General features: G+C 72.5%; 9 protein-coding genes. 6 read left to right on the top strand and 3 right to left on the bottom strand.

Annotated elements, in window-relative coordinates:
* Positions 1-11 precede the first annotated feature (11 nt).
* On the bottom strand, positions 12-1550 hold the full coding sequence (locus ACFFR3_RS24985) for an LCP family protein (RefSeq protein ID WP_379483933.1): 1539 nt from the start codon (positions 1548-1550) through the stop codon (positions 12-14).
* A gap of 170 nt (positions 1551-1720) precedes the next feature.
* Here ACFFR3_RS24985 and ACFFR3_RS24980 point away from each other — a divergent pair, with 170 nt between their 5' ends.
* Positions 1721-2581, top strand: a complete 861-nt coding sequence (locus ACFFR3_RS24980; RefSeq protein WP_345387017.1) for an enoyl-CoA hydratase-related protein — start codon at positions 1721-1723, stop codon at positions 2579-2581.
* A 1-nt stretch (position 2582) separates the two neighbouring features.
* Positions 2583-3548 carry an alpha/beta hydrolase gene (locus tag ACFFR3_RS24975; RefSeq protein WP_345409279.1) on the top strand — a complete coding sequence of 322 codons (966 nt, stop codon included), beginning with the start codon at positions 2583-2585 and terminating at the stop codon, positions 3546-3548.
* Here ACFFR3_RS24975 and ACFFR3_RS24970 read toward each other — a convergent pair.
* Complete coding sequence (locus tag ACFFR3_RS24970; protein ID WP_345387015.1) at positions 3521-5014, bottom strand: alpha/beta hydrolase family protein; 1494 nt, start codon at positions 5012-5014, stop codon at positions 3521-3523. The two genes, ACFFR3_RS24975 and ACFFR3_RS24970, sit on opposite strands and share 28 nt — an antisense overlap.
* Before the next feature lie 107 nt (positions 5015-5121).
* Between ACFFR3_RS24970 and ACFFR3_RS24965 the strand changes: the two genes are divergently transcribed.
* The 3 genes from ACFFR3_RS24965 (at position 5122) to ACFFR3_RS24955 (ending at position 11163) form a co-directional block, all read left to right on the top strand.
* On the top strand, positions 5122-6231 hold the full coding sequence (locus tag ACFFR3_RS24965) for an exonuclease SbcCD subunit D (protein ID WP_364364153.1): 1110 nt from the start codon (positions 5122-5124) through the stop codon (positions 6229-6231).
* Entirely contained in the window at positions 6232-9900 is a 3669-nt protein-coding gene (locus tag ACFFR3_RS24960) for an AAA family ATPase (RefSeq protein WP_379483932.1), read from the top strand. It abuts the gene before it with no gap.
* 378 nt (positions 9901-10278) lie between these two features.
* Entirely contained in the window at positions 10279-11163 is an 885-nt protein-coding gene (locus ACFFR3_RS24955; RefSeq protein ID WP_379483931.1) for an NAD-dependent epimerase/dehydratase family protein, read from the top strand.
* Positions 11164-11172: 9 nt separating this feature from the next.
* On the opposite strand, the gene ACFFR3_RS24950 is transcribed toward ACFFR3_RS24955, so the two are convergent.
* A complete protein-coding gene (locus ACFFR3_RS24950) occupies positions 11173-11802 on the bottom strand; it encodes an HAD family hydrolase (protein WP_379483930.1) in 630 nt (209 codons plus the stop codon).
* A 105-nt stretch (positions 11803-11907) separates the two neighbouring features.
* Here ACFFR3_RS24950 and ACFFR3_RS24945 point away from each other — a divergent pair, with 105 nt between their 5' ends.
* The gene (locus ACFFR3_RS24945) at positions 11908-13194 is read left to right on the top strand and encodes an MFS transporter (protein WP_379483929.1); all 1287 of its coding nucleotides are present in this window, start codon (positions 11908-11910) and stop codon (positions 13192-13194) included.
* The last annotated feature ends 38 nt before the right edge of the window (positions 13195-13232 follow it).

Raw genomic sequence — 13232 nt, 5'->3', positions numbered from 1 at the left:
CTCCTGCCCGATCAGCTCCTGGTCGAGGGGCCGCAGCCCTGGGTGAGGCCCTGCACGGGGTCGTCGCCGTCCTGCTTGGCCGACTTCTTCTTCGGCGCGGGCGTCTTCGAGGATGAAGCCGGCGGTGAGGCGGACGGTGAGGCCGACAGTGAGGCCGGCGGTGAGGCGGACGGTGAGGCCGAGGCCGGTGCAGCCGAGGGGGAGGCGGAGGCCGCGACGGGCCGCTCGGGACGGGACGACTCGCGGATCGCCTTCTGGGCCAGGGAGCGGATCTCGTCCCAGTCGGGGTAGCCGGTGTTGATCAGCGGCGGCACGAACTGCAGGCTGGTCACCTCGGCGTTCTTCACCTTGAGCGCCAGCGGCACGAGGTGCTGCAGCATCGGCTGCGGGATGTCGGTCCTGATCAGGTTCTTGGTGGCCCGCGCGACCTGGTTGAACCTGGTCAGGATCGTCGCCGGGTCGGCCTGGTCGAGCAGCGCGCCGATCACGCAGCGCTGGCGGCGCATGCGGGTGTAGTCGTCGCTGAAGGTGCGCGAGCGGGCGTACCACATGGCGTCGGCGCCCTTGAGGCGGCGCGTGCCGGCCTTGACCAGGCCCTCGTTGTACTTGCCGAAGACGACGTCCTGCTCGACGGTGATCGTGATGCCGCCGATGGCGTCGATGAGGCGGGCGAAGCCCCACATGTTGACCAGGGCGTACCAGTCGACGTCGAGGCCGAGGGTGTAGCCGATGGTGTCCATCAGCACCTTCGGACCCTGGTGCTGCCTGCCGTCGAACAGCTCGGGGTGGGCGTCGGCGTACTCCCACACGCTGTTGAGCAGGTCGCTGCTGCCACCGCCGGCGTCCTTCGGCAGGTCGAAGCCGCCGGGGAAGCGGCGGGCCATCGGCGTGCCGGGACGGAAGCGCACGTCCTCGAGGTTGCGCGGCAGGCTGAACAGCACGGTGTTGCCGCTCCGCACGTCGATGCTGGCCAGGTGCATGCTGTCGGTACGCACACCGGTCCTGTTGTCGTCGGCGTCGCCGCCCAGCAGCAGGATGTTGACCCGCTCGCGCCCCGCCCACGGGTCCTCAGGCTCTGGTTCGGGGGCCGGCGGCTGATCGGCGAGCTCGGGTGGCTGGAAGATGTGGTCGAGCGCCTGCCGGTAGGTGTTCGCGGAGTGGGCGGCGTACCCGAACGGCACCACGACCACGACGGCGAGCAGCCCGGCCAGCGTGCCGGTGAGCGCCTGCCCCGCCGGGCCGAGCCGGCCGGGCCGCAGCATCACGAACGAGTGCACGATCAGCACGAACCAGGCCGCGCCCAGCACTCCCGTGCCGATCATGACGGCGATGATCCACGAGTTCTGGGTGGCCGAGCCGAGCAGCGTGCCGAGGTCGCTGGTCAGCGCGACCGCGAGTACGGCGAGCAGCATGGCGGCGTAACAGGAGAGGAGGACGAGGCCGGTCCTGCGCCGGCCGGCGCGCAGATGAGCGGCCCCGGGTGCGAGTGCCGCCAGCACGAGCCACCCGAGGACCGCCGCGGCGCTCCCTGGTTCCTTCGCCTGCTCCACGCCTTCCCCGTTTCCCCGCGTGTTCCACCATAGGCGCGAAGCCCTCAAACCCGGTGGTCAACCGCGCGGCGCGGTCGTCCCCAGGTTCATCGAGGCGGCAGCCTATGCTCCGTATACGAAATATGACGTTATCTGGGGATGAATTTCAGCGACCGAATAAGATTCTGGGCATGGGCTTCTCAGAGATCGAGTACGGGGTGACCGATCGCATCGCCACCGTGACATTGAAGCGTCCCGACCGGCTGAACGCCTTCACCTTTACGATGCGCGGAGAGTTGATCGAGGCTTTCGACCTGGCCGACGCCGATGACGACGTCCGCGCGGTGGTGGTCACCGGGGCGGGCCGGGCGTTCTGCGCCGGGGCCGACCTGGGCGGCGGCGGAGGCACGTTCAAGGGCAAGGAGTGGGGCGAGACCGTGGACGGCGTGCCGCGCGACGGCGGCGGCACGGTCGCGCTGCGCATCGCCCGCTCGCTCAAGCCCGTCATCGGCGCGATCAACGGCCCGGCCGTCGGCGTCGGCGTCACGATGACGCTGCCCATGGACGTCCGGCTCGCCTCGGAGGACGCCACATTCGGGTTCGTGTTCGCGCGGCGCGGCATCGTCACCGAGGCGGCGTCGAGCTGGTTCCTGCCCAGGATCGTCGGCATCGCCCAGGCCATGGAGTGGGCCGCCACCGGCCGCGTCTTCCCCGCCTCCGAGGCGCTCGAAGGACGGCTGGTCTCGCGCGTCCATCCAGCGGACGAGCTGCTGCCCGCCGCGTACGCGCTGGCCGGGGAGATCGCCGACAACACCTCGGCCGTCTCCGTCGCCGCCATCCGCCGCCTCATGTGGTCGGGCCTGTCGGCCGCCTCGCCCTGGGAGGCGCACGCCGCCGACTCCCGCCTCATGACCGAGCTCGGGGGCGCGCCCGACACGGTCGAGGGCGTCACCGCCTTCCTCGACAAGCGGCAGCCCGACTTCCCGATGCGGGTCAGCACCGACCTGCCCTCCGGCGTGCCCTCCTGGCCCGACGATCCCTATCGTGTCTAGCATGTACGAGATCACCGTGCTGCCCATGCCCGACGACTTCGAGGGCGAGGTCGTCGCGACGCTGGTGTCCAGGAAGGCCGAGCCCGCCTCCCGCAGGGCGGTGCTCTACCTTCACGGCTTCACCGACTACTTCTTCCAGGACCACCTGGCCGACCACTACGTCCAGCGCGGCATCGACTTCTACGCGCTCGACCTGCGCAAATACGGCCGATCCCTGCTGCCGCACCAGACCAGGGGCCTGGTCAGGAGCGTCACCGAATACTTCCCCGAGATCGACGAGGCCGTCCGCGTCATCAGGCGCGACCACGACGAGCTGACCGTCAACGCCCACTCCACCGGCGGGCTCGTCGCGCCCCTGTGGGCCGACCGGGTGCGCGGGCGGGGCCTGGTGCAGGGGCTCGTGCTCAACAGCCCGTTCTTCGACCTCAACGTGCCCACCCACCTGCGGCTGGCCGCCGACCTGCTCAAGACGCCGCTGTCGTACACGCGGTGGGTGCTGCCGCTGCGCTCAAGCAACGTCTACGGCCGCACCCTGCACCGCAGCGAGCACGGCGAATGGGACTACGACCTGGAGCTCAAGCCGCTCGGCGGCTTCTCCGTGCACGCCATGTGGCTGGCCGCCATCCGGCGCGCCCAGCGGCGGCTGCACGGCGGGCTCTCCGTGGACGTGCCGGTGCTCGTGCTCGCCTCCAGCAACGGCCTGCGCGTACGCGACTTCGTCCCCGAGGCCCGCTCGGCCGACATCGTGCTCGACCCCCGCCACATCGCCCGCTGGTCCACCTCGGTCGGGCCGCACGTGACCTGCGTGCGCATCCAGGACGGCGTGCACGACCTCGTGCTGTCCGCCGAGCCCGCACGCAAGCAGGTCTTCGCCGAGATCGACCGCTGGATGGCCGCCTTCATTCACCACGACGTTCAGCAGGGCGTTCAGCAGGGCGTTCACCAGGGGAAGGAGAACAGCCCATAGTAGGCGGCGGCCACGAGCAGCAGCCCTGTGCCGCCCAGCACGCCGGCCACGGACACGTACTGCCAGCGGGTCGGCTGCAGCCCCTCGCGCAGCGCCGACACGTACGCCGCCACCGCCGTGACCTCCTGGATCAGCATGAGCACGGCCAGCAGCCGCACCACCAGCCAGCCCGCCAGCACGGCCGGCCAGGCGCCCGCCTGGTTGACCGAGAACAGCACCAGCAGCGTGATGAACGCGACCACCGAGGCCAGCAGCGTGAGCCCGGTCCACGCCATCCGGGTCAGGCGCCGCCTGATCGGCGGCCACAGGCGGGCGCTGGTCTCGACGGGGGTCTGGTGGCGGTGCCGCAGGCGGACCACCATGGCCGCCACCGGGCCCGCCACGTAGCCGACGGCGGCCAGGCAGATCGTCAGGCCGAGCATCGTGCCGCCCGCGTACCAGGGGGCGGCCGGCACGTCGCTCGCCTCGAACCGCTGCACGGGGGTCGCGCCCGCCATGTGCACCGGCGGCTTCGCGGTGCGCGGCAGGCCCTTGATCCAGTTGGCCAGGGTCTCCAGGTAGCCGCTGGTGAAGTCGCCGCCGTTGACCCGCATGGCGTGATCGCCCTTGCCCATGAACCGGATCGTGTAGTCGTCGTTGCCCGCCTTGCCGAGCGCCGTGATGAGCGCCTTGGTGGACTCGACGAAGGGGATCGAGGGGTCTGTGGTGCCGTAGAACGCCAGGACCGGCTGCTTGACCTGGCTTAAGGCGGGCATCGCGTCGTAGCGCAGGAAGTCGAAGCCGACCCCGCCCATCGCCCTGGTCAGCAGGTCGCGTACGCCGGCGGGGGCCCGCAGCCGCAGCAGCTGCTCGTTCAGCGCCCAGGCGACCTGGCGCAGCGGGGAGACGTTGGGGGACGACACCAGCACGACGAACCCGACCGACGTGCTCTTGGCCGCCGCGATCGGCACCACCCAGCCGCCCTCGGACACGCCCCACACGCCCACCCGCGCGGGATCGACCTCGGGCCGCGTCCGGAGGTACTCGACCATGCGCAGCACGTCGTCCGCCAGCAGGCCGAAGTCGCGGCGGCGGAAGTCGTAGCCGATCGTGCGCTTGTCGAACGCGATCGTCACCACGCCCGTCTTCGCCAGGAACTCCGCCTGCGGCGTGAACTCCTCACGCGAGCCGTTGCCCGACCCCGACACGAACACCATCGCCGGGTGCCGCCCAGGCGTGAGCGGCACCCGCAGCGTGCCATGGAGCCGCTGGGCCTCCGCCGGGATGGAGATCTTCTCCTCGCGGATCGCGCCGGCGGCGATCACCGGCCTCAGCTCCTCGACGGGCTGAGGCGGGATCGCCTGAAAAGCTGGATCGACCTTGAGCGGCGGCGGGTCGAATGCGGGCGGCAACACGTATCCGACCGTCGCGAGAGCCACCAGCACCAGACCGGCGGCGACGCTCAAGGTGCCACGGCCAGTGCGCATCGGCCTCCCCATGTGCGTTGGTTTGCCCGCTGATCTTTCAGCCTACTCCCGGCGCGTGGGACTGGAGAGGCCGCATTTGTCAGTGAGAGCTGTTAGCTTCCTGCGACATGCGGATCCTGCACACCTCCGACTGGCACCTCGGGCGCTCCTTCCACCGCGAGAGCCTGCTCGCGGCGCAGGCCGCGTTCGTCGATCACCTGGTCGAGACCGTGCGGGCCGAGCGGGTCGACGTCGTGGCGGTGGCCGGCGACGTCTACGACCGCGCGCTGCCGCCCGTCGACGCCGTCGCCCTGCTCGACGAGGCGCTCGCCCGGCTGCGCGCCGCCGGGGCCCGGGTGGTGCTGATCAGCGGCAACCACGACTCGGCGCTGCGGCTGCGGTTCGGCTCGGCGCTGTTCGAGGCGGCGGGCGTCCACGTGCGCACCTCGCCCGACCAGTCGTGGGAGCCCGTCGTGGTCGACGACGTCGCCTTCTACGGCATCCCCTATCTTGAGCCCGAGCTGGTCCGCGCCCAGTGGGAGCTGCCCGACCGCAGCCACACCGCCGCCATCACCCACGCCATGACCCGCATCAGGGCCGACGCCGCCCGCCACCGCGCCTCGGTGGTGCTGTCCCACTGCTTCGTGACCGGCGGGCAGGCCAGCGACAGCGAGCGCGACATCAGCGTCGGCGGGGTCGCCCACGTGCCGCTGACGGCGTTCGACGGTGCCGACTACGTCGCGCTCGGCCACCTGCACGGGCGGCAGCGCATGTCCGAGACCGTGCGCTACTCCGGCTCGCCGCTGGCCTACTCCTTCTCCGAGGTCGGCCACGTCAAGGGCTCCTGGCTGGTGACGCTGGGGGAGGAGGTGGAGTTCGTGCCCGCTCCCGTGCCCCGTCCCGTCGGGCGGCTGCGCGGCGAGATCGACGACCTGCTCACCCACCCCCGCCACGCCCCCTACGAGGACCACTGGCTGCAGATCATCCTCACCGACCCGGTGCGCCCCAAGTCCGCGATGGACCGGCTGCGCGCCCGCTTCCCCCACACCCTCGCGCTGTCCTTCGAGCCCGTGGGCGCCGTCCCCGCCGCGCAGCCCGTACGCCTCAGCGGGCGGCCCGAGGCGGAGGTCGCACTCGACTTCGTTAAGGAGGTCCGCGGCGAGCCTGCCGCACCCGAGGAGGAAGACCTGCTAAGACAGGCCATCGAGGCGTCCAGGGTGAAGGAGACGATGGCGTAGATGCGGCCGCACCGGCTCACGCTGACGGCGTTCGGCTCCTTCCCCGGCACCGAGACCGTCGACTTCGACGCATTGTCCGAGGCTGGGCTCTTCCTCGTCCACGGGCCCACCGGGGCGGGCAAGACCACCATCCTCGACGCGCTCTGCTTCGCCCTCTATGGTCAGGTGCCCGGCCAGCGCAACAGCGCCCGCAGCCTGCGCTGCGACCACGCCCCGCCCGGCACCGGCCCTTCGGTGACCCTTGAGGTGACCCTCCGGGGCCGTTTACTGCGCATCCAGCGCTCACCCGCCTGGCAGCGGCCCAAGCTGCGCGGCACGGGCGTCACCGAGGAGAAGTCCAAGGTCGTGCTGTCGGAGTGGCAGGGCGCCGGCTGGCATGGCCTCACCACCCGCCTCGACGAGGCCGGCGACCTCGTCGGGCAGCTGCTCGGCATGAACGCCGACCAGTTCTGCCAGGTGGCCATGCTGCCGCAGGGCGACTTCGCCCGTTTCCTGCGCGCCGCCGGCGACGAACGCGCCAAACTCCTCGAGCGCCTCTTCACCGTCAAGATCTTCACCTCGGCCGAGTCGTGGCTGGCCGAGCACCGCAAACAGGCCTGGCGCGAAGCCCAGGACCTCCGCCAGGAGGTCGACTTCGCCGTCAAACGCCTGGAAGAAGCCGCCGGCCCGACCCTCCTGCACTCGCTCACCCCGGACCCTGAGCGCACCGAGCCCACCGAGCCCACCGAGCCCACCCAGCCCGTGGCCTCAGCCGCCGGTGAGGTCCCGTCGCCGGAGGAGGAGCCGTTGCCGTGGGCGGGGGCGCTGCTCGCCGTCGCGCGGGCCGTCGTGACGCGAGCCGAGGAGGAGCACGCCGCGGCAGGCGTCGCCGTACGCGCCGCGCGCACCCGGTTCGAGCAGGCCGCCGCCCTGGCCGAACGGCAGCGCCGGTACGCCGAGGCGCTCACCCTGCGCCGCACCCTCGACGAACGTGCCGACGAGCGCGCCGACCTGCTGGCCATCCTCGACGACGCGGCCAGAGCCGACCGCGTCGTTCCCCTGATCACAGCCGCCAGGCAACGCGCCGAAGCCGCAGCCAAGGCCCGCGCCCTGGCCGCCGACGCCATCGCCCGCGCCCGCCCCCTCCTGTCCTCCTCCGACCCCTCCGGCCCCGCCGACCCCTCCGCCCCGGACGGATCCCCCGACGGGCGGTACGGCGATCAGCGGCGGATCGAGGAGGACGGGCCCAGCGTCGGGGAGCTGGCGGCGCTGGAGCGGGCGCGGCAGGACGAGATCGCGCGGCTGCAGGAGCTGCTGACCGAGGAGGCCAGGCTCTCCGTGGTCAGGCGCGACCTGCTGCGGGTCGAGGACGAGCTGGCCGAGCTGCTGCGCGCCGACGAACGCGTGACCGCCCGGCTGGCCGAGCTGCCCGCCCTGATCGAGCAGGCCGAGGCGGGCCTGGCGATGGCCCGTACCGACGCTGCGAGGATCCCGGCCGCCAAGGCCGCACGTGACGCCGCCGCGCACCTCATCGAGATCGACGGCGAGCTGGCCGCGCTGGCGGCCGAGCTCGACGGGCTGGCGCAGCGCGAGGCCGAGGTGGCCGCCGCGGAGGCCGAGCTGCCCGCCCGGCTCGCCGAGGCGGAGGCCGCGCTGGCCGGCGTGCGCGCCCAGGCCGCGGCCATCCCTGTCCAGACGGCGGCGCTGGAGTCGGCCGGGGCCGCGCTGGAGGCGACGCACCGCCGCGAGACGCTCGCGGGTGAGCTCGAAGCGGCGAGGGCCGCGCACCAGGTGCTGGTCGACCAGGCCCAGGCCGCCCGCGAACGCTGGCTCGACCTGCGGCAGGCCCGCATCGACGGCATGGCGGCCGAGCTGGCGCGCGACCTCGCCGACGGGCGGCCGTGCGCGGTCTGCGGCTCCGAGCACCACCCCCACCCCGCCGCGCCCGCCCCGAGCGCTCCGTCCGCCGACGACGAACGCGAGGCCGAGGCCGCCCACGACGCCGCCCTGGGCGAACGCGAGGCCGCCGAACGTACTCTGGCCTCACTGGAGTCCCGCCACGCCGACGCCGCCGCGGCCACCGACGGCCTCGACGTCGCCACCGCTGAGGAGCACGTGGAGCGGGCCGAGCAGGAGCTGGCCCGCCTCCAGGCGGTCGCCGACCGCGAGCCCGCCCTGGCGCAGGCGCTCGAGAGGGTGGAGGCCGACCGCGAACGCGTCCGCGACGAGGCCCGCGAGATCGCCGAGGCCCTCGCCGCCACCCGAGCCCACCGGGCCCAGCGGCAGGCCGAGCGGGCCCGCGTACGCGCTCAGCTCGACCTGGTTCCCGGGGCTGAGCGAGCGCAGGGAGAGGGCGTAACGGCGCGACTCGATCCCGACGACGCCATGGCCGACCGGGAGCAGGAGGCGCGGCTCGGCCCGGAGCTTGAGGCCGAGGTGGCGCTGGCGGCGGCTGAGCGCGAGTTGCGCAGGCTTCAGGAGTCGGCGGCCGGGGAGCCTCGGCTGGCGGAGGAGGCAGCGCGGCTCGGACGCGAGCGTGGCGAGCTGGAGGAGCAGGGGCGCCGGGTGGCGGCGCGCCTCGCGGCCGCGCGTACCCGGCATGAGGAGCTGAGCGGCGACGCGGGACGGCTCACCGCGCGGCTCGACGCGGCGCGCGGGGGCGACGCCACGCTGACCGCCCGCCTGTCCCGGCTGAACGACGAGGCCGAGCTGCTGCGTGAGGCGCTGGAGGCGACGCAGGCGGCGGTGTCCGCCAGGGACGAGCTGGCCAGGGCGAAGCGGGCGGCCGAGGAGGCGGCGGCGGAGGCCGGGTTCGGCGACGTGCGCGATGCGGAGGCCGCGTACCGGAGCCCGGCCGAGCGGGAGCGCCGGGCCGAGCTGCTGCGCCGGCTCGACGACCAGCACGCGGCCGTCAGCGGCGTGCTCGCCGACCCCGAGCTGGTGGCCGCCGCGGCCGAGCCCGCGCCCGACCTGGCCGCGGCCGGGGCCGAGCGTGACGCGCTGGAGGAGGAGCACACGCGGCTGGCGAGCGTACGCGACCGGGCGGCGGCCAGGGCGCGGCGGCTGGCCGAGCTGCGCGACGAGCTCGCCGGGCACCTCGAACGCTGGCGTCCCGCCGCCGACCGGCACCGCCTCGCCGAACGCATGGCGTCCCTGGCCAGCGGCACGTCCAGCGACAACCAGTGGAGCATGAGCCTGTCGTCGTTCGTGCTGGGGGAGCGGCTGCGGCAGGTCGTGGCCGCCGCCAACGAGCGGCTGGACCACATGTCGGGCGGCCGCTACCTGCTCAGGCACGACCTCGGGAAGACGGCCGGGGCGCGCGGGCGGGCCGGCGGCGGGCTGGGGCTGAAGGTGGCCGACGGCTGGACCGGCGTCGACCGCGACCCGGCCACGCTGTCCGGCGGCGAGAGCTTCATCACCTCGCTCGCCCTGGCGCTCGGGCTGGCCGACGTCGTCACCGCCGAGGCGGGCGGCGCGGAGCTGGGGACGCTGTTCGTGGACGAGGGGTTCGGCACGCTCGACGAGGACACCCTGGACGGCGTCCTCGACATCCTCGACGGCCTGCGCGACGGGGGCCGTGCCGTGGGCATCGTCAGCCACGTCCCCGAACTCCGCTCCCGCATCACCGCCCAGCTCAAGGTCACCAAGACCCGCACCGGCTCCACCCTGAGCGCCGTCGGCGTCACCTGACGTCCCACCGCCCGCCGATCAGCTCGGCGAACGGCGGAACGCCACCCCGCAAGGCGCGCTCAATCCGGAACGGCGCCGCCCCTGGGGACGTGGCGCTCGTCCTGGAACGGTGCCTCGTTTCGGGAGGGGACGTGGCGCTCGTGCGGCCGGACGTCCTCAGCCCGCCTGCTTCTGGAGCCCTCGTGTCGCTTGCGGGCCACCGAAGGAGGTTGTGGCGTTGTCCACGGGGGAGTCGCTGGTCACGGCCGGTCTGTTCCCCCATGCCGGAAGGTCGTGCGGGTGGGTGGTTCTGCGGGGGTGGGCTGGTGGTGAGGAGGACGAGGCGGGAGGTATAGGTTGTGGGCGAGATCGAGGGTTTCAGCCTCTGAGGAGCGGCTCATGCGCGTCGTCGTCACCGGAGCACACGGGAAGGTGGGCAGGGCCGCCGTCAAGGCCCTGGCCGAGGCGGGGCACGAGGTGACCGCCACCGACCTGGCCCGTCCCGTCTTCGAGCGGCACGATCCCGGCGAGCCGCGCTATCTGCAGGCCGATCTGACCGACGCGGGGCAGGCGTACGCCATCACGCACGGGGCCGACGCCGTGGTGCACGCGGCGGCCATCCCCGACCCCACCTCCAACGCGCCGCACGTGGTGTTCCACAACAACCTGATGGCGACGTTCAACCTGATCGAGGCGGCGGTGCGGCTGGGGGTGACCCGGTTCGTCAACATCTCCAGCGAGACCGTCCCCGGCTTCTTCTTCGCCGAGCGGCCCTTCCTGCCGGACTACGCGCCGGTGGACGAGGAGCATCCGGCCCGGCCGCAGGACCCGTACGCGCTGTCCAAGCACTTCGGCGAGCAGCTCATGGACGCGGCGGTGCGCCGCTCCGACATCAAGTGCATCTCGTTGCGGCCGAGCTGGGTGCAGCACGAGGGCAACTACGAGCGCAACCTCGGCCCCCAGGTGCGGGACGCCGGCGAGATCGGGGCCGGGCTCTGGAGCTACACCGACGTGTACGACCTCGCCGACGCCATCGTGCTGGCCGTCGAGTCCGACCTGCCGGGGCACGAGGTGCTCTACATCGCCGCGCCCGACAACGCGGGCGGGCACGACTTCGCCGCCATGCTGCGCCGGATCCACGGCGACAAGATCGAGCTGCGCCCGCTGTCCCGGGTCGACTCGTCGGGCGTCTCCTGCGAGAAGGCGTACCGGATGCTGGGCTGGACTCCCAAGCGGACGTGGCGCGACTACCTGGACGAGAACGGCCGTTCCCGCCAGAGGTGACGCCCGTCTCTAGAGGGCGGTGATCAGGGCGGGCAGTTCGGCGGGGTGGTGGAAGAGCGTCGCGCCCAGGCCCTCCAGCCGGGAGACCGGCGTGATGCCGCCGGCGAAGGCCAGGCAGCGCATGCCCGCGCTGACCGCCGCCGTCACCCCGACGGGGCTGTCCTCCACCACCACGCACGCCTCAGGCTCGGCCCCCATGGTGGCGGCGGCGTGCAGGAACAGGTCGGGCGCGGGCTTGCCCTCGGCGACGTCCTCGGCGCTGAACACGCGCCCGTCGAAGTGATGGGCCAGCCCGGTGAGCCGCAGATTGTGGCGGATCGTACGGTGGCGCCCGTTGGAGGCCACGCAGAACGGGATCGTGAGCCGTTCGAGCACGTCGGTGATGCCTTCGACGACGCGCAGCTCGGCGTCGACCGCGGCGCGGTACTCCGCGGTGAACCGGTCGCGCCACCCGGGCGGGGTCGCGCCGACGTACTGCTCCCAGTAGTCGCCGGTACGCCCGACGAACAGCTCGATGTACTCGTCCTCGGTCATGTCCCGGCCGAGCCGCCGCAGGGCCGCCAGCCCCACGCGTACGGAGATCGGCTCGCTGTCCACCAGCACCCCGTCACAGTCGAAGATCACCAGCTCGACCGCCAAATCCACTCCTTCTTCGCGAACGTTCCGTAGTGAAACTTAACATCACCCCAGGTGATAGCGTCCTCGTATCGATTCACAAGACGATCGTCCGCATAGTGAGACAGCATGACAGTTTCCCCCCAGACCGACGCCCCCAGCCGGTCCCGGATCGCGGCGGCCAGCCTCATCGGCACCGCGATCGAGTTCTACGACTTCTACATCTACGGCACCGCCGCCGCCCTGGTGCTCAACACCGCCTTCTTCCCCGAGATGGACCCGGTGGCGGGCAGCCTGGCCGCGTTCTCGACGTTCGCCGTGGCGTTCATCTCGCGCCCGCTCGGCTCGGCCGTGTTCGGGCACTGGGGTGACCGCATCGGCCGCAAGTCCATGCTGGTCGTGTCCCTGCTGGTGATGGGGCTGTCCACGGTCGCCATCGGCCTGCTGCCCGGCTACGCCGCCATCGGCGTGATCGCGCCCGTCCTGCTCGTGCTGCTGCGCTTCACCCAGGGCATCGGCCTCGGCGGCGAATGGGGTGGCGCGGCGCTGCTCGCCACCGAGCACGCACCGCCCGGCAAGCGCGGCCTGTACGCCATGTTCCCGCAGCTCGGCCCGTCGGCCGGGTTCATCGTGGCCAACGGGCTGTTCCTGGTGCTCGGCGAGACGCTGAGCGACGGGCAGTTCGAGAGCTGGGGATGGCGGCTGCCGTTCGTGGGGAGCCTGCTGCTGGTGATCGTGGGCCTGTACGTCCGGCTCAAGATCTCCGAGACGCCCGTCTTCCAGGCCGCCATGGACCAGCGCCGCATCGCCAGGGTGCCGTTCGCCGGCCTGATGCGGCACCAGTGGCGGCGCGTCCTGCTCGGCGCCGGCGCCATGACCATCGCGTACACGCTCTTCTACACCGCCACCACCTACTGCCTGGCCTACGGCACCGACGTCCTCGAGATCTCCAAGACCACGATGCTGGCGCTGTCGATGATCGGCGTGGTGTTCATGGCGGCCGGCACGGTGGTCTCGGCCATGGTGTCCGACCGGCTGGGCCGCCGCCGTACGCTGATCACCGGCGTGATCGGCGCCATCGTGTGGGGGCTGGTGATGTTCCCGCTGATGGAGACCCGGGTGATCTTCCTCGTCGGTCTCGCGCTGGCGGGCGCGCTCGGGCTGATGGGCCTGGTCTTCGGGCCGATGGGGGCCTACCTGCCCGAGCTGTTCAACACCGAGTACCGCTACAGCGGCTCGTCCGTCGCCTACAGCCTCGGCGGCGTGCTCGGCGGCGCGGTGCCGCCCCTGGTCGCCACCAGCATGCAGGCGAGCGGGCTCGGCGCGCTGGCCGTCGGCGGGTACGTCTCCGCGATGGCCGTCCTCAGCCTGCTCTGCCTGCTCGCCCTGCCGGAGACCGGCGACCGCACCCTGTGATGGCCGTGCTTCAATCAACGTTGACGGTCGTCAACGTG

This window comes from Nonomuraea salmonea (genome assembly GCF_042428605.1).
Taxonomy (GTDB): domain Bacteria; phylum Actinomycetota; class Actinomycetes; order Streptosporangiales; family Streptosporangiaceae; genus Nonomuraea; species Nonomuraea salmonea.
Note: the sequence above shows the minus strand (reverse complement) of the source record. Positions and strands in the feature narration are given on the sequence as shown.